Genomic DNA, 25,088 nt, shown 5'->3' on the forward strand with positions numbered 1-25,088 from the left:
ACCACCCTATTGGTTTTGTGGTGAGCAGTCCTGCATCTCTGTGGCCAGCATGTCCGCCAACGTCGAGAATATCTGCGCTTTATCATGGTTGGGATTGCAAGCCAGCAAGGCGGCGCGCTGCTGTTGCCAGCGGGCGTCGTCCCCCAGCCCCAGATAAGCCAGGGCGCTGACGAACAGGCAATGTTGCTGATGGTTTTGCTGCGGATCGCTATCCAGCACCACCAGGTCGGGAAGAGACACGGCAAAAAAATCCGTTTCTACCGGCCGGCTGATGGCCGCCGCCGACCAGTCCCGCATCCGGCTGAAAATGTCCCGCGCCTGTCGCCGTTGCCCCAGACGCATCAGCGCCGCGCCCTGGTAGAACAGATAGTCCACCGGCTGGTCGTTGTAATAACGGCTCTCATTCATGTCGCCGCTGCCTTGGGCCGCGCGCTGAAAGTATTCCCGGGCCTGCCGGCTGTCCCCTGACCGGGCCGCGCAGACCCCCTGCCAGAAGGCGATGTCATTATCGGTCTGCCCCACCAGCCGGCCTTCCCCCAGGTTCGGCGGATAATGCAGCGCCGCATCCAGGCTCGCCATAGCGGCCTGGGGCCGCCCGTCCGCCAGCAAGGCATGGGCTTGGCGCAGCTGCGTTATCACATACTGGGCGGTGACTTTGCCCTCGCCGCCTTCCCAAGGGTGGAAGGCATGGGTATGCAACAGCTCCTGCGCTTTTTCCGGCTGCCCCAGCTGATTGTATAAACTCAGCAGCTCGGCAATGAGATCGTCGCGTTTTAGCGCCACCGGCAGATGCGCCGACAACAACCTCAGCCGTTCGACAGGTTGAACGCCACAAAGCTTGCGCAGGTGATCCCATTCAAACAACAGCCGCGCATCCAGGGGCGCCAAGGTGAAGGCCTGTTGCAAACAGTGCTCGGCCTGCGCCCGGTCATGCCGCTTATTGAAATAAAACACCGCCAGATCGCGCCAGGCGCCGGCAAATGATGGCTCCAGCTCAAGGCAGCGCCGCCAGCAGGCTACCGCCCGTTCGTAGCTGCGTTTGCTGTAATGAAAGCAGCCCAACAGATAGCAGGCGAAATAACACTCCGGCACCTGTTCCAGCATGGCCGCTTCCGCCAGCTGATTGGGAAACCGCACCCATTGGCCGAAGTTATCCCGCGCCTGCCCGAGCAACGCCAGATACTGTTCATGGGGAATACTGTCCTTCAGCAGCACGGCACGGAGATAAACCGGCAGGGTTTCCCGGCTGTCCAGCAGATCAAGCACCGCCAGGGCTTCTTGGCGCAGGCCGAACGACAACAGGGTATTGGCGATGGTCAGGGCGTTAATGCCCCGGCCGCCGGTGACCCGCCGCAGTTCGTCCAGGGATTCCGGCCGATTATCAAACAGGTAGCGCAAGGCAAGCAGGACATAATGCAGCGGGTAGGTCTGCAATTGCCCATCGATATAATCCAGGCTTTCCGCCAGGCGGCCGCTGCGCTGCAGCATTGCCGCCCGCAGGGACAACAGTCCGTAATGGGCGCCGTTGCTCAGCAAGCCCTGATCGGCGAAGGCCAGCGCCTGCCGCCATAATCCCCGCCGGGCGGCGATACGTCCCAGGCCGAAAAATCCGCCCTCTTTGCCGTTACCGCTCCAGGTTGCCCGGTAAAAATCTTCATAGGCGTCGTCCCATTGCTCCAAACGCTCATGGGCGCAGGCGCGGATCAGACTGGCGCCGCCGTCCAGGGGATTTTTGTTCAGCCGGTGTGCCCGGACCAGCGCCATATCGGCATAGTCAATGGCCCGCCGGTACTCGGCGCGGTTGTACTCTTTCACCGCCAGCGCCAGGTTGCAGCGATAATCGCCGGCATCCAGCGCCAGGCCGCGCCGGTAATAGTCGTCAGCCCCCTGGCCGGCATGGTTGTATTGATCAAGATGCTGACCGATAAACCAGGCTTCGTCGGCGCTGTTGATCTCGGCGGCGGGACGCGGCGGCGTGGCGGGGGACGGCAGAGGCGCGTCCGTGGCTTGATGTTCCAGATAATCGAGCACGATATTGCCCTGGTTATCCGTTAGCCGAATGGACAGCCGGCCGGGGAAATCCCCCGCCAGATCCTGTTTCAACGCCTGGGCGGGGGTGAGATTCACGCCGGTCTCGAACAGCGGCGCCGACTGCCCATCGCTATGGATCGCCAGCCGATAATCATGCAGCGTGGTCACGGCGTACAGGCCCCAGGTCAGTCCGGTTGCGGTGCGTTCCAACTTCAGGGCGGCGTCGGTACTGGCGTTTTGCACCATGCCCAGCGTGTTGTAGGGCAGGAAATTCTGCACAAAACGTTTCTCTTCCCCGGCATCCAGCCAGGTGAAATCAGGCTGGTTATCGGTGTACACACCGGTCATCAGCTCGATATAAGGACCGTTGGCGTCGGTGAGGTTGCGATCCCAGGCGCGGCCGAACTCGCAGTTGCCCCAGGTCCACTGCTTTTTGCCGGGGGAAACGTGATGATCGGCGATATGCAGCAATCCCCCCTGCTCGTTATGGCTGTAGGCGCCGACAAAATCGTAATCCGACTTGTAGGCCATATAGGAAGTGGGCACCGGAATGTTCTTATAACGGGAGATATCCACCCCGGCGGAGTAGTCCACTTTATAATAAGTGCCGGTAGCGATAGGGAAAGTAGAAACATCCCGCTTGCCGTGATCGAAAACCGCCGTGACGTCCGGAGGGAAGACGCTTTGATGATCGTCGCCCCCTTTTACCGCCGGGTTAGCCCACCACAAGAACGGCCGCGGCGTATCGTTGCCGTTAAAGATGCGCGCGGAAATTTCAATCAGCGCCCGGTCCGGATAGAGGGTAAAGCCGGTCATCACCTGCAGGCCGCGCATGGGTTCGATTTCTCCCAGCCAAACCGTACAGGCGCCGTCTTCACCGGTTTGCAGCCGGTAATCCACCGGCATATACGTGGTGGGACGGTGATGCTGCGGCCAGTTGAACTCGATGCCGCCGGAAATCCAGGGCCCGAGCAGTCCCACCAGCGCCGGCTTGATGACCTCGTTGTGATAGATAAAATCACGCTGCCTGATTTTGTCATAGGCCCGCTGGATACGCCCTCCCAGCTCAGGCAGCAGCATGACCCGCAGGTAATCATTTTCCAGCCAGAGCGCCTGATACTCCCGCGGCGATTTCTCTCCGGTCAGGGTATCAATCACGCCATAGGGATACACCGCGCCGGACGATCCCTGGTAGACCCGATGCTCCAGAAACATCGGATGGGTATCCTGTTCACCGGTCCGGTAGGTGGGAATCGAGACGCTTTCCTGCCACACCTTCACTGCACCTGCCATATCCGCCTCACTCAATCTTTTGATTAAACATTCCAGTGGAGGCAGTATAGAGGACAATATCTGGCCTATATCTGTGAAGCTTCACGCTATACAGTTAAGTGAGTTTAGTGAATGAGCCTGTTCGGTATTAACAACCAGTTTATGCGCAGCCATAATAAGTCGGTGATAATCAGCCATTTATACCGCGAGAAAACCGCCAGTAAATCGTCCCTGGCCCGCCTGAGCCAGTTGAGCATCCCGGCGGTGAGCAATATCCTCGACGAGCTGTTGGCCGAGGGCTACCTGAACCGGTCAGCGGTGAATTTACATACGCGGGGCAATAACAGCGGCAGTTATCAGATAGCGACACGGGGGAATATCCTGTGTTTGAATATTTCACCGTTTCTGATTGAAAGCGTGCTGACGGACGGGCTGGTCCGCCCGCTGCAGCCCCTGCAACGCCTGAAAACAGAGATCATGACTCCGCAACAGCTGCAGCAGGAAATTGAACGGCAGTACCATTCTTACCGGCAATACGATCCCCAGACCCCGCTGCGTATCGCGCTGTCGGTACACGGCCAGGTCAATCCCCGTACCGGCGTTTCCGAGAGAATGCCCCAGGCGGTGTGGCATGAACCCGTTGAGCTGCGCTATCTGCTGGAAGAAAAACTCGGCACCAGGCTGCTGCTTGACAATGATTGCGTCATGCTGGCGCTGGCGGAAAAGTGGCAAAATCCCGCCAGCGCCAATGATTTTTGCGTTATCAATGTCGATTACGGTATCGGTTCGTCATTTGTTATCGACCGGGAAATTTATCGCGGCAACCTGTTCGGCAGCGGTCAGATAGGCCATACGATTATCGATCCCGACGGAGCGGCCTGCCCCTGCGGGCGCTATGGCTGCCTGGAAACCATCGCTTCGCTTTCGTCGCTGAAAAAACGCGCCCGCATGCAGTTGAAAATGACTCCCGACAGCGGCCTGGAAAACACCCCTATCGACACCGCCTGGTTGATCAGTGAATATCACGGCGGCAACCCCGAGATACGCCTGATGGTGAATAATGCCGCGCGGGCCGTCGGCCTGAGCCTGTATAATTTCCTGAATGTGTTGAACATCAATCATATCTATCTTTACGGCCGCAGCTGTAAATTCGGCGCCGATTGGCTGAATATCATCCATGAACAGACCCATTACAATCCTTTCGACGGCGGCAACACTACGCGTGAAAACGCCACGCAAATCGTCGTGGGCGGCCTGACCCGGCAGCAGCAGGTGATGGGTATCGGCTTTCTGTACGCCGAGGATATTTTGAAAAACGGGCTGTTTCAAAAAGCGGAGGCAGCGGCGAAATAAGCAGCCCCGCTACCACCATAGCTCGAGGTAGGCCTGTTAAAGGGAGAGCGTTCCGGATGGGGTCGAATCGGCGCAAGCCAACCGAGTAGCCATCTTCCAAGCTCAACCGGGGCCCGGGCGGGACAGGATGCCGGATCGTAAACCCGCCGTGAATCCATCCCTGGAGGCTCGATCCGCGCCGTCCTGGCGCGGACGGTTTACTCTTCCAGCATCCTGTCCCGCCTCACTCACTCTGTGCTCATTGGTCGTTAGTGTACCTGTATGTTAACAAGCCAAACAGCGCATGATGTCAACCAGGGTGCTATGCCGGACAAGGCGCAGCACAGGCCCACGTCCATCGAGCGTGCAACGAACCTGTTGACGCCACCCCAGTCAGTGCTTACTCACCTTACTCCGGCAGCAGGCCGACAAACGTCGTTTTTTTACGCGGGCCCGTCATCAGCGGCTCCAGCTGTTCCACGCAGCGTAAATAATGCGGGGTCTTTTTATGCGCCGCCACCGCCTGCTCGTCTTTATACGCTTCATAGATATAAAAACGGTTCGGCAACTGCTCGTCCCGCAACACATCAAAACGCAAATTGCCCGGCTCTCGAATGGAGCCCACATGGTTCTGCCGGAACACCGCCAGAAACTCCTCCACCCGGTCCGGCTTGACATTGATTTCCACCAGCGTCACATGCATTTCGTTCCCCTCCCAGACCGTCAGGCCGAGTGTTGTTCGCTCAAAAACAGCTGATAGGCCCGCTCGGCGTTTTCACCCTCATGCACCACTGCCCGCACCGCTTTCAACATGGCCACCGGCGCGGCGGACTGAAATATATTGCGCCCCATATCCACCCCGGAGGCGCCCTGATCGATGGCGCGATAACACATCTCCAGCGCATCCCGCTCCGGCAGCTTTTTACCGCCGGCGATAACAATCGGCACCGGACACCCCGCCGCCACCCGCTCGAAGCCGCTGTCGGTGTAGTAGGTTTTGATGATTTGCGCGCCGATCTCGGCGGCGATGCGCGTCGCCAGCGAGAAATAGCGCTGGTCGCGCGCCATGTCCTTCCCCACCCCGGTCACCGCCATGGTGGGCATACCGTAACGGGTGCCCTGATCCACCAACTGGATGATGTTTTTGATGGACTGGTGCTCGTATTCGCTGCCGATATAGACCTGGGCCGCCATGGCCGCCACGTTCAATCGCAGCGCGTCCTCAATGCATACCGCCACCGCCTCGTTGGACAGCTCGCCGAGAATGGAATTGGCGCCGGAAGCCCGCAGCACCACCGGTTTGTTTACCGCCGGCGAGACGACGCTGCGCAAAATGCCCCGTGTGCACATCAAAACATCGGTATGGGGAAACAGGGGCGCGATATGCAAATCGATCCGCTCCAGTCCGGTAGTGGGGCCCTGGAAATAACCGTGATCGAACGCCAGCATCACCGTATGGCCGGATGCCGGGTTGAAAATACGCGCAAGCCTGGCCTGCATCCCCCAATCCAGCGCCCCGCTTCCTTTGAGGAAGAACGGCGAAATCTGCTGCGCCACGCCGATGCCGAAGTCTTTCCCGTCTTTGATATCATCCAAATCAGCCATGGTATCGGCCTCCTGAGTACCGATTAAAAGTCATATTTACCGATATTGTCCTTGTCGAATTGCACCCGCTGCGGCAGCAGCACGATGCCGTTGTTTTTCCCTTCGTATTGATAGCCCTGCACGCTGTTGGGGGAGACCTCAACCTGGCCCACCTGGGGAATGGTGAGCTTATCTCCCACCTTCAGGTCGCCTTTTTGCAGCATTTCATGGGCGACATACACGGCGATTTTCCCCTGCTGCACCACATCCCACAGGCCGAAGGTTTTCACCGTGCCCCGCTCCACATAAGGACGCATCACGTTCGGCGTGCTGAACCCCACAATAACCACATCGTGTCGGCCGAGGTTTTCCGCGGCCTGGGCGGCGGCGGGCAGCGCGTTGGCATCCGGGGCGATAATCGCGTCCAAATCACCGTAGGCCTTCAAAATGCCTTCGGCGGTTTGCAGGGACTTGGTGGCGTCGTTGTAACCGAACTGAGTGGTGACAATGGTCCAGCCGGGATGTTCGGCGGCGATTTTAGCCTTGGCCTCTTTTACCCACTGATTCTGATCGGTCACGGTGGGGCTGGAGTAAAAGAACGCCACCTTGGCCTGGGGCTTGGAAATCTGTTTGGCCGCCATATCCACCAGCAGCGTCCCCAACTGGGCCGGCGTGCCCTGATCGATATAGATTGAACGGCATTCCGGCTTGGTATCGGAATCCCAGGTCAGCACTTTCACGCCGCGCTGCATGGCGCGCTTCAGCGCCGGGCACAGGCCGTCCGGCGACACCGCCGACACGATGATGGCGTTATAGCCCTGGTTAACGAAGTTGTTGATAAGCTGGACCTGGCCGGAGACGCTGGGCTCGGTGGGGCCGTCATAGGTAACGTCCACCCCCAGTTCCTTACCCGCCGCCAGGGCGCCGTTGCCGCCGCTGGTGAAAAAGCCCACCCCTACCAGCTTGGGTATAAACGCAATTCTTTCTGCGGCCTGAGCCCCGGCAAGACTGGCCGATGCCAGGCCGAGCGCCGCCGCCAATATCACTTTGCGCCAGATTTTATGAGCCATGTTGGTTCTCCATCGGTCATGGGAAGGGTTCAGGAAGAAACCCGCGGGCGCAGCCGGCGGGCCAGTAGACGCGTTATTGCTTCGCGATGCAGGCTGGCGGAACGGCCTAGCACCACCAAAATCAACAATGCGCCGGATAACGCACTGGAAACCTGGCTGGCGACGCCGGCCATTTGCAGGCCCTGCTGCAGGAACCCCACCAGCAGCGTGGCCAGGGCGGTACCGAGGATCGAGCCCGACCCGCCATAGATGTTCGCCCCGCCCAGCACCGCGGCGGTGATGGCCGGCATCAACAGCGCGCCGCCGAGATCGGAACGGGCGGAGCCGAAATAGGACACCATCAGTACGGCGGCCACGGCGGACCCCAGGCCGGTCAGCCCATACACCGCGCACAGGGTAGAGCCCACCGGTACCGCGCTATAGCGGGCCACCCTCGGATTCTGGCCGATGACAAACACCTGCCTGCCCAGGCGGGTGCGATGCATCAGCAGCCAGAAAACCAGCAGCGTAAGCACAAAGAGGGATAACGGCATCGGCAGCCCCAGCACCGTCATATTGGCGAAATCAGTGAATGCCGAGGGGAAACCGCCGATGCCCTCATAGCCGGTGGCTCCCGCCAGCCCCGACAGCAGCAGCGCGCTGCCGCCGTATAAATACAGCGTGCCCAGGGTGATAACCAGCGGATTGACCCCGGTATACAGGATAAGTCCGGCATTGAGCAGCCCGCAGGCCAGGCCCAGCAGCAAAGTGAGCGGAACCGCCAGGGCCAGGGGCAGACCGCTTTGGTACAGCACGCCCAGCGCAATGGCGCACAGTCCGACGGTAGAGGCGAAAGAGATATCGATACCGCCGCTGACAATCACCATGGTCAGCGGCAGGGCGACAATGCCGATCGTGATAAAATCGCTGGTACTGAACAGCAGCATATTCACATCCAGCATGCGCGGATTCACGGCGCCGAACAGCAGGATTTCCGCCAGCAGCAGGACCACCAGCGCGCCTTCCCAGCCGTGCTCTTTCAGTCTGTTCATCAGGCCACCCCGCCCTTTTTATCGGTGGCGATGGCCGTGCGTCTGGCTCCGCCTGACCGGCGTTTGCGGCCTTTTGGCTTCGTCGTCGAAGGGTCGGGCATAAAACGGGCATACTTCTGGTGCCGACGGCTCAGTTCCAGCGCCCGCCGCAGGCGGCCGTCGAAAATCAGCACGCCCAGCAGCACCAGGCCGGCGATAAAATCGTTCCACCAGGCGGGCAAGCGCAGCAATACCAGCACGCTGTCGATTTGGGTGAGGAAATAGGCTCCCAGAATGGCCCCGGCCACCGTGCCGGTCCCCCCCAGCAGGCTTACCCCGCCCAACACGCAGGCGGCAATGGCTTTCATCTCCAGTCCGCTGCCGGTCTGGTTGGGCACGAAGCCGATTTGCGCGGCGAAGACGATACCCGCCAGCGCCGCCATCAGGCCGTTGACGGCAAAGGCCGCCATGCGAACGGTATCCACCGGCACGCCGAGCTGGCGCGCGCCGGGCAGGTTATCCCCCACCGCATAGAAGCTGCGGCCGAACGAGGTACGGCGGCATAACCAGAACAGCGCGGCAAAAAGCACAATGATCACGTAGCCGAAGGGGGAAATGCCGAACCAGAGCGGGTTTGACAAGGCTTTCAGGCCGGCGGGCAGGTTTTCGATCCATTTGCCGCCGGTAAGCAGCAGCATCAGACCGCGATATAAGCCCAGCGTGCCGAGGGTGGCGACAATGGCCGGAATTCGGCACCAGGCCACCAATATGCCGTTGAACATCCCTGCCCCTACGCCCGTAAGCAGGGTCAGCAGAAGCGCGGACGTCAATCCGAAACCGTGGTTTAACATCAGGCCCAGCGCCACCGCGCAAAGGCCGGTTATGGATCCCACCGAGACATCGATGTTGCGCGTCAGCATCACCAAGGTGGCGCCCATGGCCAGTAGTATTAGGATATGCGCACTGCTGAAAATCATCAGCAATGTCTGCATACCGATATAGTTGCGATCCAGCGCCCCCAGCAGCACAAACAGGGCCACAATCGCCAGCAGCGCCGTGAGTTCGCGATTATTTTGCAGCAATTTAAGCATCGGCGGACTCCTCGGCGCCGGAACCGAAGGCCATGCGCATCATGTGCTCCACCGTGGCGGCCTCCCCCTGCATCGGCGGGCTCAATTCCCCCTGGTGCATGACGAAAACCCGATCCGCCAGCAGGGCTATCTCTTCCGGATCGGAAGAAATCAGCAGCACCGCCACGTTTTGCCCCACGATATCCCGCAGCAAACGGTAAATATCGGCGCGGGCCGACACATCCACGCCCCGGGTCGGCTCATCGATAATCAGCAGCCGCGGCTGCGCCTCCAGGCATTTTGCGATGAGCAGTTTCTGCTGATTGCCGCCGGATAACGTACGCGCCGGCTGGCCGCCGTCAGCATATTTAATACCCAACGCCCGTTGATACCGCGCCAGCACCGCCATTTCCCGTTTCGGATGCAGCCACCAGCGATGGCGTTCGGCGGCCAGGGCACCGGTATTCCAGTAGAGCGGCGCGTCAAGATAAAGGCCCGACGACTGGCGGTCCTCCGGCAAATAGACCAGGCCGGCCTCAAGCCGCTGGGACAACCCCAGCCCGCCGATATCCCGCCCTTCCAGCCGCAGTTGACCGCCCCACAGCGGACGCAGGCCGTACAGGGTTTCCGCCAGCTCGGTGCGGCCGGCCCCCACCACCCCCGCCAGGCCGACGATTTCACCGGCATGTACGGTAAATGACACCTGGCGGAAGCCTTCGCCGCTCAAGCGGTCCGCCTCCAGCACCAGCCGGCGCGGATCGGCGGTATGCCGCTGCCCGGGCAGCTCAAGCCACATTTTTTGCGCCGCGGATAGGCCGTCGCCGCCATTGATCGGCGCGATGGCCTGGACAAGCGTCTGGGTATCGAAATCGCCGATAGGACCGCTCAGGGATAGGACCCCGTCGCGCATCACGCTGACCCGGTGGGCCAGCGCATAGACCTCGGGCAGTTTATGAGAGATAAAAATTACCCCGACGCCGCGGGCCAGCAGGTCCCGCACCTGTTTGAACAGCCGCCGGGTTTCCGTCGGCGTCAGCGAGGCGGTGGGCTCGTCCAGAATCAGGATACGCGCGTCGCGCATCAGTCCACGCAGGATCTCCACCAGTTGTCTGTCCGCCACTTCCAGCGTTCCGGCGGCTGCCTGCAGCGATAATTCACAGCCGAGACGTTCCAGCAATTGCTGCAATTTACCGACGTCCGCCTGCCGGCGCGGCAAACGAAACAGGATATTTTCCTTCACCGTCATATTGGGAAACAGCATGGGTTCCTGCGGCACCAGATAAATACCGTACTGATGGGCGCGGGCCGGGGTAAGACGCTCACAGGGCCGGTCATCAATGGATATTAAACCGCTGTCCGGCGACTCAACCCCGGCAATGATTTTCATCAACGTCGATTTTCCGGCCCCATTACCGCCGAGCAAGGCATGGACTTGCCCGGCCATCAATGTGAAGCTGATATCTTTCAATACCGTCACGCCTGCATACTGCTTGCAAACGTTCTGCACCTGCAGCAGCGGCGCCGGGGATAACGGGGGTCGTTGCGTCATATCGCTCTCTACCGGAATGAACAAATGAATTTTAAATTCAAAACTGTTCATAATCCTAGTCGGGGTGATATAATAAAAACGCCAAATTGATCACATTTCATTCATGTGCACATCCATTGTCGTATCGGGAAATAAGGTCATCACGTTTTTGCAGGTCCGGTCACAGTTCACCTCTCCCGCAAACTGAACAATTGAATATAATTTTAAGAAGTGTTCTATATGAATAAAAATAGCCATGAAAAAACCAGTCTTGAAATGAAGGGCTCCGAAAATGTTGGCCCGGCGGATAACGGCATGGCTGAATCCGAATTATTGGCGCGCATAGCCTGGTTCTATTACCACGATGGCCTGACCCAGGGAGAAATCGGCGACCATCTGGGGCTGACGCGGCTTAAAGTGTCGCGCCTGCTGGAGAAAGGCCGCCAGTCGGGGGTGATCCGCGTACAGATCAACTCCCGTTACGAAGGCTGTCTGGAGTTGGAGAATGTGCTGCTTGAACGATTCAAGCTACAGCATGTCCGGGTACTGCCGGCGTTGCCGCAGCGTGAGATCAACCGGCGCATCGGCGTGGGGGCGGCCCAGGTGATCATGAGCCATTTACAGCCGCAGCAGCTGCTGGCGGTGGGTTTTGGCGAAACCGCCATGAGTACCCTTCAGCACTTGAGCGGTTTTATCAGTTCCCAGCAGGTACGGCTGGTGACGCTGTCCGGCGGCGTCGGCCCCTATATGACCGGTATCGGCCAGTTGGACGCCGCGTGCAGCGTCAGCATTATTCCGGCGCCGCTGCGCGCGTCCTCCGCCGAGGTCGCCGCCATATTCCGCCGGGAACGCAGCGTGCATGACGTCATGCTGACCGCCTGCGCCGCCGATATCGCGGTGGTGGGCATCGGCGCGCTGAACCAGAAACGCGAGGCCACCATAATGCGTTCAGGTTATATCAGCGAAGGGGAACAACAGCTGTTCGGCCGCAAGGGCGCGGTGGGAGACATTCTCGGTTATTTCATGCAGCGCAGCGGAGAGCTGGCCGAGGCCATGCCGATCCACCAGGAGCTGATCGGGGTGTCGTTACAGGATTTGGCGAATATCCCGCAGGTCATCGGCGTGGCGGGCGGCACGGAAAAAGCCGAGGCCATCCTGGCGGCTTTGGCGGGCAAACACATTAATGCATTGATTACCGAGGAAAGCACGGTACGAACCATGCTGGCGCTGCTCTGACTCATCAAACAGGACGGTTCGCCCGGCAGCCCGGCTTTTATCCTGCGCTCCGGCGCCGCTGACACAGAGATAATGACAATGACGACACTCTGTACTCCTGCATCACCCGCCGCTCACTCCGGCTATCTTATGGCGCTGGACGCCGGCACCGGCAGTTTTCGTGCGGTGATTTTTGATATCGAAGGCAATCAGCTGGCGGTGGGCCAGGCGGAATGGCGGCATCTGGCGGATCCGCTCATCCCCGGTTCCATGGCGTTCGATCTGGAAAAAAACTGGCAGTTGGTGTGCAACTGCATTCAGCGGGCGCTGGCCGCCGCCGCCATCGAACCCCGACAAATCCATGCCGTGGCCGCCTGTTCAATGCGCGAGGGCATCGTGCTTTACGATCGCCAGGGCAAACCCATCTGGGCCTGCGCCAATGTCGATGCCCGCGCCAGCCGTGAAGTAAGCGAGCTTAAGGAGCTGCACGATAACGGTTTTGAGAGCGAAGTCTATCAATGTTCGGGACAAACCCTGGCCCTGAGCGCCATGCCGCGCCTGTTATGGCTGGCCCACCATCGGCCGGATGTCTATCGCCGGGCGGCTACGCTCACCATGATAAGCGATTGGCTGGCCTATATGCTTAGTGGAGAGCTGGCGGTGGACCCCTCTAACGCCGGCACCACCGGCATGCTCAGCCTGGCAAGCCGGGACTGGCAGCGCAGCCTGCTGGACATGGCCGGCCTGCGCGCCGATATGCTCTCCCCGGTACGGGAAACCGGCACCGTGCTGGGCGCGGTGACCGGGCCGGCGGCCCAGGCCTGCGGACTATTGGCCGGCACGCCCGTGGTAACGGGGGGCGGCGACGTACAGCTCGGCAGCCTCGGACTGGGCATCGTCCGGCCAGGACAAACCGCGGTGCTGGGGGGCACCTTTTGGCAGCAGGTGGTCAATTTGCCCGCGCCCATCACCGACCCGGACATGAATATCCGCGTCAATCCCCATGTCATCCCCGGCATGGTGCAGGCGGAATCCATCAGCTTTTTCACCGGCCTGACCATGCGCTGGTTTCGCGACGCCTTTTGCGGCGAAGAGAAGCTGATTGCCGAGCGGATGGGAGTGGATACCTACAGCCTGTTGGAAGACATGGCCGCCCGCGTGCCGGCGGGGTCCTACGGCGTCATGCCGATTTTTTCCGATGCCATGCGCTTTAAAAACTGGTATCACGCCGCGCCCTCCTTTATCAATCTCTCCATCGACCCGGAGCGCTGCAATAAACAAACGCTGTTCCGCGCCCTGGAGGAAAACGCCGCCATCGTGTCCGCCTGCAACCTGGAACAAATAGCCCGTTTCTCCGGGGTCCAGCCCAAGTCGGTGGTGTTTGCCGGCGGCGGCTCCAAAGGCAAATTATGGTGCCAGATTCTCAGCGACGTCACCGGACTGACGGTAAAAGTGCCCGACGTTAAGGAAGCCACCGCCCTGGGCTGCGCCATTGCCGCCGGGGTGGGCGCCGGCATCTACCCTTCCCTGGCCCAAACCGGCGAACGCCTGGTGCGCTGGCAACGGGAGTATCAGCCGAATGCGGAAAATCACCAGCTCTATCGCCAAATGAAAGCCAGCTGGCAGGCGGTATACGCCGATCAGCTGGGGCTGGTGGATAACGGACTCACCACCTCGATGTGGAAAGCGCCGGGCTTGTAAACGATTATGCTTAACGCTTGCATATGCGATAGAACCAAGCCCAGCCGCTGTACTGTCTGCTAGACCGGCGAAGCGGGGCTATCATTCCAGTAGGCAACTACGATCAAATCATAGAGCGAAAACATCAGGTTATGGATGCCCCGGAATAACATGGCTTCCACTCTCCTATATTTATGTTATGTTTTAGCAGTCCTCATGCAAATAACAACATTGCCTAATTTTTCTAGGCCGGTAATATTGAACATAATGATGCTCAACTCAGCATAATTTTATTTTTTTACGCACTTATGAACGGTATATTCCTGCCGCACTGAGTTTTAAGCGCATAAGGGAGTAGGTCAGCGATGAAAATATTATTTTTGCGTCACAATATTCAAATGGCCAAAAATATTTACCGCTGATATTACAGGCTTTGATATAGCATCATTAGTTTAATTTAAACTATAAATAAATAGGGACATATTTATATTTTCCGAAAACTTCAATTATTTACAAAATATTTTAGAGCATATGAGGGGGCTTTATGGCACTCCAACCACCTAGCTTGCCACAACTTACCAATAACACTATTACTACGGCCAAAATATCCGCGGATGGTGGTATAATTGTCGACATTCCTTCTTATGGAAATTTGAGAATAAATGACACCGTTAGAATATATTTCAACGGTTCGTTAGTCATTACTTATGATATTGTAAATATTGGTGATTTACCCCACCAATTCCTTATCCCCGGCACATATGCTGTTATAGGAAGCAATATTATGCAATATACAGCTACCGATAGGTTAGGTAACACAAGTCCATCTGACCCCGCCTCTTTCACAGTAGTACAAAGCGCTTCCGTGAGCGGCTATGTTCTAAATTCCCAAGTCATACAGAATGATGCCAATGCTGATGGTTCCGACCGAAACCAGATTATCTACATTCTCTCCAGCATGACGGGTCAGCAGGTATCCGGCCAGTTTATCACTTTTGCGCACTATGATTCCGGCGGCGTTGGCCTAAGTGATCCATTCGTCCAGACAGATACCGCCGGGATATCCAGTTTGTTTGTTACCAGCAGCATCAGTGAACGTGTTTTAATTGTCGCCACGCTGATCACAGATAACACGGTGACCAATTCTCAGGTGCTGAATTTCGTTGAAGCGCCTATCAGTTATAGCCTGTCCGCCACGCCTCAGGTTAATAACCAGCCCGCGAATGGCCAGGCCACTAATCTGGTGGTGGCAAAACTGGTGAATAGCGCAACGCAGGCAGGAATCGGCGGCAGAGTGCTGCAAGTTTACGTCGGCGGCGCCGCCACTTACCCGAATACCGTCACGACCAATCCGTTTGGTGAGGCCAGCATATATATTTCCACTATTAACCCTGGGTCAATGAACGTCATTATTTCTCTGCAATCTGACTATAACGTTCAAACAAATGTAGACATAAATTTCGTTCCCAGCTACCCCATTACTTTTCCTTCATATGAAGTATGGGTAGGAGAGTATGTTCCAGTGAGTACGTTATTTGGGCCTATATATTTTCAACAAGGACATGTGTATCAAGTATCACTCAGCCGGACATATAATTATATTTGGGATTGTGGCGTAAATTATGCACATATATATTCAGGAGCGGGTACTGTTTGCGCCTCAGGTCGGCCAACGGACTTTTTATTTCTTGGCGATGGTTTCTCATATTTAAAACCGCTTAAAACCGGTTCTGGCGCCGACTTTTATTCCCGATATGCACCTTATTACAATGCTGCAAATTCAGGATATACCTTCGTGACTGTAGTTGACCACGGGCCAACTGATAGCATATTCTCCATACCCGCGATACTCGGTAAACAAGAAAATTTGCTGTTAGAACATTCAAATAATGCGGAATCGCCCAATTCAATTGAAAACGTCACGCCGGAGACTGCTTGTAACCCCGCTGACGACTACCCATGCCATACTCGGGTTTAGGATTTAGTTGCAACTATGGGTATTGTGTCCCAATGATTGGCACACAATACCCACGGGTTTATAGTAAAAAAATAATATTATAACATTATTATAAAAATGTTTTTTTTCGCAATTTCTCACGTAAATAACAACACTGTCTAATAATTTTTTAGCAGGTAATATTCATATAAACTTTTGAAAGTACACTCCAAACGAAATTACATAAAATAAAAAATTTTGAAGTTGATCATAGCAAATATGAAATTAAGGAGCTTATATGTCATCAGCATATCCCTGTACTCGACCTCTTTTTACCTTGCGTCCTCCGCTGCTTCCGCAAGTTTTTAATGGTGTAATCCATACCATTCAAATCGATCTTGCCGGTGGTCTTTACTTACAGGTGCCTCTCTATCCCGACGTAGAGATCAACGACATTATCCATGTATTTTTTTCTAGTAACGACTTCCCGCTAGTCAGTTTCATTATACAAACACTGCCGGGTTTACCAAGAAGCTTTCTGTTCCCGGCCAGCGTAGCGACCGTGGGACCGCATTTTGCTTTTTATGTGGCGGAGGATTTTGCCGGTAATTCGTCAATATCTGAAAGAGTTGATTTCCAAATAGTTCAAAGCTTGCAGCAAAACAGCTTACTCACGGCCACGGTCCTTGCTAATAACGCGCTGGCCGATGGCGTTTCAACAAATATCGTCAGAGCCACGTTATATGACGCTAGTGGATATCCTTCCTCGGGGCAAGTGCTGCGTTTGACGGCTTCCGGTCAAGCCCAACATCCTCAATTTGTCGTCACAGATGTTACGGGAAATGCTTTTATACCAATAACAAATACCGTTCCTGGAGTCGTCATTCTTAATATTGAACTTGGAACGAATCCCGCCACAAGCACTTCAGCACAAGTGATGTTTACCGTTCCCGGTCAGTCTATTTGTCGATGAAGGGAAATAGTCAAAAGATAGCCAGCCCGGCATGATTATGTTCTTTTTAAGAGTTTGAAAAATTGTATAGTCTTGCCGGACTGTTTTTGATGAACGATATCAGTTTGGTTTCAGATAACAACCAGATCGTTAAAATTCATATTTTCTTAAAGATATTAGTATGAAATAAGTGAAATGTTATCATCCGGAAAACCGTTTCTTTAATATTTATTGCTAAAGCTTAAAGCAAGGGGTAACCGGCCCGCTTCCGGCAAAAGTGTTCATTTCAATATCACCCGACGCGGACGATAATGCCCTCAATCCGCATCAAGTGAGGCATAGGACAATCCGCACGCTGAACCGCCACTGATAAGCGCTGGACACATACTGGCATATGCCCCTATTCTAATCCCATGCTGTTTCACTTAATTGCTGAAAACAATATGGATAACAACATGCGTATGCTGGTTGTGGGCGCCGGCGCCACCGGCGGTTATTTTGGCGGCCGGCTGGCGCTGGCAGGACGTGACGTGACGTTTTTGGTGCGTGGTAAACGCGCGGCGTCGCTGCGTTCCGAGGGGATGCGTATTATCACCCCGTCGGGCGAGCTGGCGCTGCAACCCCAGGTGACGGAAGCCGCAGAGATAACCAGGCCCTACGACGCCATTTTGATTGCGGTCAAAGCGTTCAGCCTGGACGGCGTATTAGAAGCCCTTAGGCCGGCAGTGGATGAAAACACGTTGATTATGCCCGTTCTCAACGGCATGAAGCACCTTGAAGTCCTGGCGGAACGCTACGGCAAAAACGCCGTTATCGGCGGCCTGTGCAAAATAGCCGGGACCTTGGATGATAAGGGGAGAATCGTACAGCTGAGCAGTTTGCATGAACTGACGTATGGAGAACTGGACAGCGCGGCCTCTGAGCGCATCACCCGTTTGGATCGCTTTTTCCAGGGCGCCGGTTTCAATGCTCGCCTGTCGCCGAATATCATCAGCGAGATGTGGGAAAAATGGCTGCTGCTGGCAAGCCTCGGGGCCATTACCTGCCTGATGCGCGGTAATATCGGCCAGGTAGCCTCCGCGCCGGGAGGCGACGCATTTGCCCGCGGGGTGATAAACGAAGTCCTGGCGGTGCTGGTTTCTCAGGGCTATGTCCGGCGGGAAGAGTATATACAGCAGACCATCGACCTGTTAACCCGGAAAGAATCGGTTCAAACCTCTTCCATGTACCGCGACCTGATGCAGGGCTACGAAATAGAAGCAGACCAGGTGATAGGCGATCTGGTGGACATCGCCGGCCGCGCAGCGCTGTCGGTGCCGCTGCTGAAAGCAACCTATGTCAACCTGTGCGTATACCGGGCCGCGCGCGGTAACGCTTAGGAGTCATCGTGGCGGCGTTGTTTGTTATGGATGGCGTTTGACGCCGCCGCGAAGTCATCGGCCGCCATCGGCTCTCGCGTCAAGACCCCCGGTACAGGCTGATGGCCTCGCATCCGGCCTGCCGATTTACCGGTGAAAGAGCATCGAAGCAAAAACATGGCAAAAGCTTCTTAGCCCGGTTTAAATTTTATTTTTCAGGCAAATAATTGAAAACTATATTTTTACCGAAGTTTATGTTAACAATTGAATATTACTCTTTCTCAATGACAAGCTTTCCCATAAGAATATATTCTCTTATTTAGCAATGTCTCCCTTTTATAGCATTCAAGTGTTCGAAAATTGTTATTCTCAAAAAAAGAAAAGCCTGCTATCAAAAAATATCATTGTTTATCATGGAAAAAAATGTAAGCTCTGTATTGAGCTTAATACTGATTATTTTAAAAGATAGGTGAACCCTTTTTGTATAAATACCAAAAATCAAGGAGTTTATATGGCTCTTTCACCACCGATTTTACCACAAGCGGTTAACGGCGTAATCACCACGGCCCAGATTGAAGCGGCATATGGTATTTTTGTGTTGATACCTATTGATGCCAGCTTTTCAGTTGGGGATGTCATATCAGTGCGCTTAAACAATGATATGCGTCAAGCCGTATATCTAGGGGGCAGCGAACCAATTTTGGTGACATTTGATGACCCGGTTTATTGGATTTTTGACTTTTATAATCAATCCTATTACGGCCAGACAAACAGATATGGCGATGAAACCTTTTCTCCCACGGTGGAATTTTTTTTATCGAGCAAAACATTTTTCGGGATCATTGCACCGTGAACGTCAATATCAATAATTTTTAATTTTAGAACATTAATCATTATTAATTTATATTTTGAATCAGCCGGGACCGGACCATCGCGTTTTTGAAAGAGAGAGACGTAATGGATTCGGTCCAACCCTTTTTTCAAAGCAGCGGGCCATGATTCGGCTTACCACCAACAATGCCCTTGGTGGCGTCTTTGCCAATATCTACCCTTTTCGCTTGCTGATACCTCAAGGGCAACGTCCCGCCGGGTTGGCGGTATCAATTCAGTCCGATGCGCGGCCCCTACATGGCGTGGATACCGTCCCGGATCCACGGATGATCTCCCGCGGTTTGCCGCAAAGTAACAAAACGCTGTGTACGTTCTCCCATCATGGCGCGAATCCTTGAGGCCTACCCCGGCGGAGCGGGATAAACTGGCGGCATCGCAGCCGCTATGGCAGGCGGAGCAGCGGCGTTTCGAGACCATTATGCCGGCTAATCAGACCGTGGCATTAACCGCCATTCTGGCCGAAATTTCATCGCCGGAATGTGCGCACATCTTTATCGCGTCACCAGAGGTAAATCCTGCATCACCTGCATTATCGAAAAAAGCCGATCGCTGAAAAAATAAAGTGCCAATGTTCCAAAAGCCAATAGAAAAAAAACGCCTAATATCATATTTATCGTATAAGAATTCAGTGAAGCGTTAATGGATTCCAATAACTTTAATTCTCGCTGCCTCGAGGCCAGCGATGCCTCTATTCTTTGCAGGGACAGCGCTATTTGTTCAAGCGTTGCCGTCTCATCAGAGTCTGTTTCTTCGGTTATATGAGTCACCTCGAGTAAAACCGGTCGTGCATTAATCATGGCGGCCATACCTTTAAATAGGGTGTCGGGCCTGATAAGGTTGGTGCTTTTTACGCCAGGATTCAACCCATCCGAAGGTAAAAAAACAATAAAATAATTCAATTATATGATTTATATGGCATTATTTATTTTTCAAAAAAGACCGAATAAAATCTTCTTACGAGGTGTTTACTCGGTATGCAAACCATGAGAATAGGATGATAGTATGTCAGTGAATTCCATCGCACGAACCAGCACCGTGAAACACTATTATGATAAATTAACGTTAACCCTGCATTGGGTAACGGCGCTGATAGTGATTTTTCTTTTTGCCAGCTCGCAAATATGGGAACAGCTTGAGCGCGGAACATTTTGGCGGAAAACACTACAATCACTACATATTTCTTTCGGCATTGCATTGGCGGCGATAATTATTATCCGCCTCATTTGGCGCGCGACCGCTGGAAAAAAATTACCCGCAGCCTCTTCATCGTTATTGATGCATCGTTTAGCCAAATTAACCCACTGGGCGTTATATCTTTTATTAATTGCACAAATTACGCTGGGTTTTCTTTTCCGCTGGGCGCAGGGCGAGCCCTTCATGTTTTTCGGCTTATTTACCGTACCTGATATATTCAACGTTGATCCTATGTTGCGCAGAACTTTCGGCATGCTGCATTTCTATACCGCCTGGACCATCATTATCCTGACCGGCCTGCATGCCTGCGCTGCCTTGTTTCACCACTACGTCCTGCGTGACGACACGCTGAGAAGAATGATGCCGCCGGCGGAATAACGCCGCCCGTCCGCCGGCGACGCATGCCGGCATTTATCCCTGATTGCCAGCCCCGCCCAGGCGGAGCCGGATAGACATACCCAAAAATCAGTACCTGCGGCCCGCGCCGGCGCATTATCGGCCGGTGGGGTTGAAATCCACTCCACAAAAGGACATATCGCCATGTTGAAACCGATGACATCAATTGCCGCCGCCAAACATTTCCCACTGCTGCTCGGAGGCGCCCTGCTGCTGATATCCGGCCTGAGTCATGCCATGGGGGACGATTCATCAACCACTCCCACCTGCCCGAAAGGACAAATTTATGATTCGCGCACCAAAACCTGCATGGTGGATAAAGGCAGTATGATCTCCGACGCCGACCGCACCCGCTACGCCTATACCCTGGCGAAAGCCAAGCGTTATCAGGAAGCCCTGGCGGTGTTGGACACCTTAAAACAACCTAATACCGCCCAGGCCTGGAACTATCGCGGCTATGCTACGCGCAAGCTGGGCCGCACCGACGAAGGCATCGGTTATTATCAGCGCTCCATCGCCCTGGACCCCCACTATGCCCAGGTACGGGAGTACCTGGGCGAGGCCTGGATGATCAAAGGCCGGCCCGATTTGGCCAAAGCACAGCTGGCCACCATAAAAACCTTGTGCGGCACCGGCTGCGAGGAGTATCGCGATTTGTCCAACGCCATCCAAGGCCACCCTGAATCCTGACGGGCCCGAGGCATAAACGCCACCTTATGTTATCTTCCTTAACCGGTCCTTGTATTCTGGAAAAAGCTGTTCCTATAATCTGCCGAGACACTGAATTGGGGCAGGAGATCGCTATCATCGATACCCATGATATCCGCGACGAGCTGGGGCACTATTTGACGCGCTTATGGCGCTACGGCATGGTGTTGTCCCGCAAACCGGATATAGCGGATGATTTGGTGCAGTCCACCTGTGTAAGGGCTATGGAACGTGCCGGGCAATTTACCGCCGGCACGGCGCTGGACCGCTGGCTTTTCTCGATTCTGCACTCCATCTGGATCAACGAGATCCGATCGCGGCAGATTCGCCAGGGGCAAGGATTTGTCGATATAGACGAGGTGACGGCACACAGCGGTGAATCGGATTCGGTAAGTCATATCTGGGCGAATCAAATCATGGCCCGCGTCAACCAATTGCCGGAGGCGCAGCGCAATGCGGTCTTTTTGGTCTATGTGGAGGGGTTTACCTATCAGGAAGCGGCACAGACCCTATCCGTGCCCATCGGCACGATTATGAGCCGGCTGGCCGCCGCCCGGCTGACGCTGGCTAAAGACGCCGCCATATCATCGGCCCGGCCCCAGGTGGAGGGCGACAAGGTATGACAAAACGCCCCTTGGTTCCGCCGCTGACCGATGAACTGCTGGTGGCTTACCTGGATAATGAATTGGATGCCGACCAGCGCCGACAGATTGAACAGCGGCTCGGCGACGATCCCCAGCTCGCCGAACGGCTGTCGCTGCTGGACCAGGCCAGCCTGCCTTTCAGTGCGGCTTACGCCGTTATGCTCAATCAGGCGCCGGCGGCGCGTTTGCGGGCCAGGCTGGAGAGTCTGACGGAAGCAAACAGCCCGAATGGCTTAGACCGGCCCGATGGCTTGGATATTCCGCATGACGGGGATGGGCTCGACGACTCGGGTAATCCGAATGGCCTGGATAGGCATGATGGCTCGGGTAATCCGAATGGCCTGGTGGATAGTCATGATGGCTTGAGCATTGCAAATGGCGTAGACCGGCCGGACGGACGGGCGCCGATAACGGCGCCGGCCGCCGGTCGCGGCATCAGTCGCAGAAATCTGATGGCGGCGGCGGTGGCCGGCCTGGCGGTGGGCATCCTCGGCGGACGGCTGTCGTTCGGACTGTTCACACCGGCGGGACATCAGGATAACTGGCGGGATCTGGTGGCGGAATATATGTCGCTCTATACCGACGAAACCTTCGCGGATACGGCAACATCGCCGGACCTGCAGCAGCAGCAGCTAAAGACCGTCGGCGCCAGGCTGGGATTATCCCTTGATCCCGGGCGGCTCAGCCTGCCGGGCGCCGAGCTGAAGTTCGCCCGGCTGCTGAGCTACGACAGACAGCCCATAGCGCAAATTGCCTATCTGGATGAAAGGCACGGGCCGCTGGCGCTGTGCATAACCCGCGCCGGCGACGGCCGGCAAGACGGGCCGGAAAATGAAGTACTGCGCGGAATGAACGTGGTGTACTGGGCTACGGGAGGCCACCGTTATATGCTGATTGGCCATAACCCGCCGGCGGAGCTGAACGCGCTGGCGCAAAAACTGATTGCGGCATAATCATTGGCATGAGAACCATGGCAGGGTTCAGGCCACGGAGTGGTTGACTGAATCATGGGGCACGGACGCCGTCAAACAATCGCGGGCCGGGTACGCCGGCCCAGCCGAGGTTCAAGCTTCTTCGGCCACCGCTACCGGCAGCGGTTGTAAGCGCTCGGCGCTCAGGTTCACCAGATGCGGCCATACCGCCATCAGCGTGGAAACGATGAGATCCAGATCCGCCTGGGTAGCGCCGTCGCGCGCTTGCACCGACATGCCCTGCAAGGTACCGGCCAGATATTTTGCCAGCGCCGCCACCGGCGCGTCGGCGGACAGCTCGCCCAGCGCCTGGCGGGATTGCAGAAAATCCCTCAGGGTGTTTTCCTGCAAATGATGGCGGCATTTCAACATCTGCGCCACTTCTTCGGACGATGCGGAGAGCGCGGCCGAGGTACAAATGATGAAACAGCCCGACGGCAGGCTCTTATCGGTAAACATTGAGGCGGCCGCGCGGAAAAAGTTTTCCACCGCCTCGGCGACGGTGCAATCCGGACGGGCGAGCAACGCCTTGCCCTTCTCGGCGAACTTGATGACATAACGTTCCACCGCCGCCCGGAACAACCCTTCTTTATTGCCGAACTCGGCATAAAGCGTCGGTGCCTTGGCACCGGTGGCCTCCACCAGATCGGACATCGAGGTAGCTTCATAGCCATGGCGCCAGAACATCTCCAGCGCCTTATCCAGAGCGGAATCACGGTCAAACTGCTTTGGGCGCCCGCGACCCTTCTTCAGACATGCCGCTACTTGCTCTGTGCTCATAACTTTCCTCGTATTCGGTGGAGTGGCAGAAAATAATTAACGTCCACTATAAAAAATCTTTTTACCGCTGTCGAGAGAGTTTTCCGAATTTTGTAAACAACATTTTCCGACGGTGAGCGCCCTTGCCCCGCGGCCTCCCTCTTTTCATCTTTTCATCGGCTGAGCCTTCTCTGCGGGTTCAGGCAGCCCTGTTTCGTATGGGATCAAGAGAAGATGCGCCAGGATTAACGGATGAGGTCACGGGGCATTCGGGTGAACCTATCGGCACTGTGACTGCCGCCACTTTCATATTTATTATTATCGATGGGCCGAAGAGAACTTTATATACATGCAGTTATGATTTTATTAAAAAATATATCACTTTGATTAAAAATAATTAACAGAGCATTATCTCTACCGTTGATAAACAAATTTCATTTGCAGCACTAAAATTCCTGATAGTTCATTTTTTTCGAGATTTTTTAAAAATTTATATTTATTATCTGCCTTCGAAGATCGCTGTTGCCGCTTTTATCTCGTCATTACGTCAGGATAATCCCGCGGATGAAATAACAAATACTAGACCTGCTTCATAATAAGTAACGTGGATTTTTATAATAAGGATGACATCATGAAAAAGCTTTGTTTAGCGCTGCTAGCCTGCACCACCCTGGGAACAACCTTCAACACCCTGGCCGACAGTAACCATACGGTTTCAATGGGTTATGCACAGAGTAAGATTAAAGATGGCGCCAGCTTAAAAGGGGTGAATGCCAAATACCGCTATGAGTGGGATAGCCCTGTAAGCATCATTTCTTCATTGACGTATATGGGTGCAAGCCATACTGAGGAAGAACGGCACAGTTTTGATAGTAGATTCGAGAAAACAAAATTCAAATATTTAAGCCTGTCGGCTGGCCCAGCTTACCGTTTTAATGAATTTGTCAGTGTTTACACCTTAATAGGGGCCAGCTTTGATAAATTCTCTGATAATGTATGGTCCGTTACGCATGGTAGTAAAAACAAAACAGATCAAAGTAGCAGTACTGATAAAAGCACTGGGTTTATGTATGGCGCCGGGATACAAATAAATCCGCGCCATAATATTACCGTGGATATAGGCTATGAAGGCTCGAGGGCGAAGGATAATGACAATGACAGATATTCCATCAACGGCTTTAACGTCGGCGTCGGTTACCGGTTCTGATTGAACTCTACGTTGTTCCCTCGTTATCGATTAATCCGCATTCAGGCCGACCAATAAAGGCCTGAATGCGAATCGCGCCTTTACAGCGGGAGAGCCCGCCGGCGCGACAGTGCAGCCGCCTTGCAAATCACCAGCTTTAACCGAAGCGAGTACCAGACGTGTTAAAGGGAGACCGTGCTGATGGGGTCGAATCGGGCATGGGTTTTCTGCCCGACAGAGCGCCCCACGGCACGGTAAGCCCGCTATCACCGAGCCATGACCCGAGCGTGTTAAAGGGAAA

22 protein-coding genes are annotated in these 25,088 nt (G+C 55.1%); 14 read left to right on the forward strand and 8 right to left on the reverse strand.

Annotated features, from left to right (window positions below; all coding sequences use genetic code 11):
• Positions 1-6: 6 nt before the first annotated feature.
• Positions 7-3,324 (reverse strand): DUF5107 domain-containing protein, encoded by a 3,318-nt coding sequence (locus ACL2XO_RS25085; protein WP_413741793.1) that lies wholly within the window; start codon positions 3,322-3,324, stop codon positions 7-9.
• A gap of 111 nt (positions 3,325-3,435) precedes the next feature.
• Here ACL2XO_RS25085 and ACL2XO_RS25090 point away from each other — a divergent pair, with 111 nt between their 5' ends.
• Positions 3,436-4,656 (forward strand): ROK family transcriptional regulator, encoded by a 1,221-nt coding sequence (locus ACL2XO_RS25090; protein WP_203520745.1) that lies wholly within the window; start codon positions 3,436-3,438, stop codon positions 4,654-4,656.
• A 388-nt stretch (positions 4,657-5,044) separates the two neighbouring features.
• Here ACL2XO_RS25090 and lsrG read toward each other — a convergent pair whose 3' ends face one another.
• The 6 genes from lsrG to lsrA are packed head-to-tail and all read right to left on the reverse strand — an operon-like array spanning position 5,045 to position 10,918.
• Positions 5,045-5,338, reverse strand: a complete 294-nt coding sequence (gene lsrG, locus ACL2XO_RS25095; protein WP_132925098.1) for a (4S)-4-hydroxy-5-phosphonooxypentane-2,3-dione isomerase — start codon at positions 5,336-5,338, stop codon at positions 5,045-5,047.
• 20 nt (positions 5,339-5,358) lie between these two features.
• Positions 5,359-6,240: a 3-hydroxy-5-phosphonooxypentane-2,4-dione thiolase gene (gene lsrF, locus ACL2XO_RS25100; protein WP_413725808.1), complete on the reverse strand. Its 882-nt coding sequence runs from the start codon at positions 6,238-6,240 to the stop codon at positions 5,359-5,361.
• Positions 6,241-6,263: 23 nt separating this feature from the next.
• Positions 6,264-7,289, reverse strand: coding sequence for an autoinducer 2 ABC transporter substrate-binding protein LsrB (gene lsrB, locus ACL2XO_RS25105; protein WP_132925094.1), 1,026 nt, complete (start codon positions 7,287-7,289; stop codon positions 6,264-6,266).
• Between the two features lie 29 nt (positions 7,290-7,318).
• Entirely contained in the window at positions 7,319-8,320 is a 1,002-nt protein-coding gene (lsrD, locus tag ACL2XO_RS25110; protein ID WP_132925092.1) for an autoinducer 2 ABC transporter permease LsrD, read from the reverse strand.
• Positions 8,320-9,390 carry an autoinducer 2 ABC transporter permease LsrC gene (gene lsrC, locus ACL2XO_RS25115; RefSeq protein WP_132925090.1) on the reverse strand — a complete coding sequence of 357 codons (1,071 nt, stop codon included), beginning with the start codon at positions 9,388-9,390 and terminating at the stop codon, positions 8,320-8,322. The genes lsrD and lsrC overlap by 1 nt, the downstream gene beginning before the upstream one ends.
• Positions 9,383-10,918, reverse strand: a complete 1,536-nt coding sequence (lsrA, locus tag ACL2XO_RS25120; RefSeq protein ID WP_413725809.1) for an autoinducer 2 ABC transporter ATP-binding protein LsrA — start codon at positions 10,916-10,918, stop codon at positions 9,383-9,385. The genes lsrC and lsrA overlap by 8 nt, the downstream gene beginning before the upstream one ends.
• Before the next feature lie 255 nt (positions 10,919-11,173).
• On the opposite strand from lsrA, the gene lsrR reads away from it, so the two are divergent.
• From lsrR to ACL2XO_RS25180, 12 genes are all read left to right on the forward strand, one after another.
• Positions 11,174-12,133, forward strand: a complete 960-nt coding sequence (gene lsrR / locus ACL2XO_RS25125; RefSeq protein ID WP_413726849.1) for a transcriptional regulator LsrR — start codon at positions 11,174-11,176, stop codon at positions 12,131-12,133.
• Positions 12,134-12,211: 78 nt separating this feature from the next.
• Entirely contained in the window at positions 12,212-13,813 is a 1,602-nt protein-coding gene (lsrK, locus tag ACL2XO_RS25130; protein WP_253073431.1) for an autoinducer-2 kinase, read from the forward strand.
• Between the two features lie 523 nt (positions 13,814-14,336).
• A complete protein-coding gene (locus ACL2XO_RS25135; RefSeq protein WP_413741794.1) occupies positions 14,337-15,770 on the forward strand; it encodes an Ig-like domain-containing protein in 1,434 nt (477 codons plus the stop codon).
• Between the two features lie 256 nt (positions 15,771-16,026).
• Positions 16,027-16,701 carry an Ig-like domain-containing protein gene (locus ACL2XO_RS25140; RefSeq protein ID WP_413725812.1) on the forward strand — a complete coding sequence of 225 codons (675 nt, stop codon included), beginning with the start codon at positions 16,027-16,029 and terminating at the stop codon, positions 16,699-16,701.
• Positions 16,702-17,135: 434 nt separating this feature from the next.
• On the forward strand, positions 17,136-18,059 hold the full coding sequence (locus ACL2XO_RS25145) for a ketopantoate reductase family protein (protein WP_413725813.1): 924 nt from the start codon (positions 17,136-17,138) through the stop codon (positions 18,057-18,059).
• Positions 18,060-18,549: 490 nt separating this feature from the next.
• A complete protein-coding gene (locus ACL2XO_RS25150; RefSeq protein ID WP_413725814.1) occupies positions 18,550-18,891 on the forward strand; it encodes a hypothetical protein in 342 nt (113 codons plus the stop codon).
• Positions 18,892-19,033: 142 nt separating this feature from the next.
• Entirely contained in the window at positions 19,034-19,267 is a 234-nt protein-coding gene (locus ACL2XO_RS25155) for a hypothetical protein (protein ID WP_413725815.1), read from the forward strand.
• The gene (locus ACL2XO_RS25160) at positions 19,264-19,482 is read left to right on the forward strand and encodes a hypothetical protein (RefSeq protein WP_413741795.1); all 219 of its coding nucleotides are present in this window, start codon (positions 19,264-19,266) and stop codon (positions 19,480-19,482) included. The genes ACL2XO_RS25155 and ACL2XO_RS25160 overlap by 4 nt, the downstream gene beginning before the upstream one ends.
• Before the next feature lie 449 nt (positions 19,483-19,931).
• Entirely contained in the window at positions 19,932-20,501 is a 570-nt protein-coding gene (locus tag ACL2XO_RS25165) for a cytochrome b (protein WP_413725817.1), read from the forward strand.
• A gap of 174 nt (positions 20,502-20,675) precedes the next feature.
• The gene (locus ACL2XO_RS25170) at positions 20,676-21,209 is read left to right on the forward strand and encodes a tetratricopeptide repeat protein (protein WP_413726850.1); all 534 of its coding nucleotides are present in this window, start codon (positions 20,676-20,678) and stop codon (positions 21,207-21,209) included.
• A gap of 26 nt (positions 21,210-21,235) precedes the next feature.
• Positions 21,236-21,850, forward strand: coding sequence for a sigma-70 family RNA polymerase sigma factor (locus ACL2XO_RS25175; protein WP_413725818.1), 615 nt, complete (start codon positions 21,236-21,238; stop codon positions 21,848-21,850).
• Entirely contained in the window at positions 21,847-22,824 is a 978-nt protein-coding gene (locus tag ACL2XO_RS25180; protein ID WP_413725819.1) for an anti-sigma factor family protein, read from the forward strand. Before ACL2XO_RS25175 ends, ACL2XO_RS25180 begins: the two co-directional genes overlap by 4 nt.
• 111 nt (positions 22,825-22,935) lie before the next feature.
• On the opposite strand, the gene ACL2XO_RS25185 is transcribed toward ACL2XO_RS25180, so the two are convergent.
• Positions 22,936-23,622: a TetR/AcrR family transcriptional regulator gene (locus tag ACL2XO_RS25185; protein ID WP_413725820.1), complete on the reverse strand. Its 687-nt coding sequence runs from the start codon at positions 23,620-23,622 to the stop codon at positions 22,936-22,938.
• Positions 23,623-24,232: 610 nt separating this feature from the next.
• On the opposite strand from ACL2XO_RS25185, the gene ACL2XO_RS25190 reads away from it, so the two are divergent.
• A complete protein-coding gene (locus tag ACL2XO_RS25190; RefSeq protein ID WP_413725821.1) occupies positions 24,233-24,808 on the forward strand; it encodes an Ail/Lom family outer membrane beta-barrel protein in 576 nt (191 codons plus the stop codon).
• Positions 24,809-25,088: the final 280 nt, after the last annotated feature.

This window comes from Sodalis sp. RH15, from assembly GCF_047324255.1.
In the GTDB taxonomy this organism is placed as follows: domain Bacteria; phylum Pseudomonadota; class Gammaproteobacteria; order Enterobacterales; family Enterobacteriaceae; genus Acerihabitans; species Acerihabitans ligni.

Bases quoted from the DNA above. Each gene is read 5' to 3' on its own strand.
- ACL2XO_RS25085 (WP_413741793.1), bottom strand. From the start codon at position 3,324: ATGGCAGGTGCAGTGAAGGTGTGGCAGGAAAGCGTCTCGATTCCCACC.
- ACL2XO_RS25090 (WP_203520745.1), top strand. From the start codon at position 3,436: ATGAGCCTGTTCGGTATTAACAACCAGTTTATGCGCAGCCATAATAAG.
- lsrG (WP_132925098.1), bottom strand. From the start codon at position 5,338: ATGCATGTGACGCTGGTGGAAATCAATGTCAAGCCGGACCGGGTGGAG.
- lsrF (WP_413725808.1), bottom strand. From the start codon at position 6,240: ATGGCTGATTTGGATGATATCAAAGACGGGAAAGACTTCGGCATCGGC.
- lsrB (WP_132925094.1), bottom strand. From the start codon at position 7,289: ATGGCTCATAAAATCTGGCGCAAAGTGATATTGGCGGCGGCGCTCGGC.
- lsrD (WP_132925092.1), bottom strand. From the start codon at position 8,320: ATGAACAGACTGAAAGAGCACGGCTGGGAAGGCGCGCTGGTGGTCCTG.
- lsrC (WP_132925090.1), bottom strand. From the start codon at position 9,390: ATGCTTAAATTGCTGCAAAATAATCGCGAACTCACGGCGCTGCTGGCG.
- lsrA (WP_413725809.1), bottom strand. From the start codon at position 10,918: ATGACGCAACGACCCCCGTTATCCCCGGCGCCGCTGCTGCAGGTGCAG.
- lsrR (WP_413726849.1), top strand. From the start codon at position 11,174: ATGAAGGGCTCCGAAAATGTTGGCCCGGCGGATAACGGCATGGCTGAA.
- lsrK (WP_253073431.1), top strand. From the start codon at position 12,212: ATGACGACACTCTGTACTCCTGCATCACCCGCCGCTCACTCCGGCTAT.
- ACL2XO_RS25135 (WP_413741794.1), top strand. From the start codon at position 14,337: ATGGCACTCCAACCACCTAGCTTGCCACAACTTACCAATAACACTATT.
- ACL2XO_RS25140 (WP_413725812.1), top strand. From the start codon at position 16,027: ATGTCATCAGCATATCCCTGTACTCGACCTCTTTTTACCTTGCGTCCT.
- ACL2XO_RS25145 (WP_413725813.1), top strand. From the start codon at position 17,136: ATGCGTATGCTGGTTGTGGGCGCCGGCGCCACCGGCGGTTATTTTGGC.
- ACL2XO_RS25150 (WP_413725814.1), top strand. From the start codon at position 18,550: ATGGCTCTTTCACCACCGATTTTACCACAAGCGGTTAACGGCGTAATC.
- ACL2XO_RS25155 (WP_413725815.1), top strand. From the start codon at position 19,034: ATGATTCGGCTTACCACCAACAATGCCCTTGGTGGCGTCTTTGCCAAT.
- ACL2XO_RS25165 (WP_413725817.1), top strand. From the start codon at position 19,932: ATGTCAGTGAATTCCATCGCACGAACCAGCACCGTGAAACACTATTAT.
- ACL2XO_RS25170 (WP_413726850.1), top strand. From the start codon at position 20,676: ATGACATCAATTGCCGCCGCCAAACATTTCCCACTGCTGCTCGGAGGC.
- ACL2XO_RS25175 (WP_413725818.1), top strand. From the start codon at position 21,236: ATGTTATCTTCCTTAACCGGTCCTTGTATTCTGGAAAAAGCTGTTCCT.
- ACL2XO_RS25180 (WP_413725819.1), top strand. From the start codon at position 21,847: ATGACAAAACGCCCCTTGGTTCCGCCGCTGACCGATGAACTGCTGGTG.
- ACL2XO_RS25185 (WP_413725820.1), bottom strand. From the start codon at position 23,622: ATGAGCACAGAGCAAGTAGCGGCATGTCTGAAGAAGGGTCGCGGGCGC.
- ACL2XO_RS25190 (WP_413725821.1), top strand. From the start codon at position 24,233: ATGAAAAAGCTTTGTTTAGCGCTGCTAGCCTGCACCACCCTGGGAACA.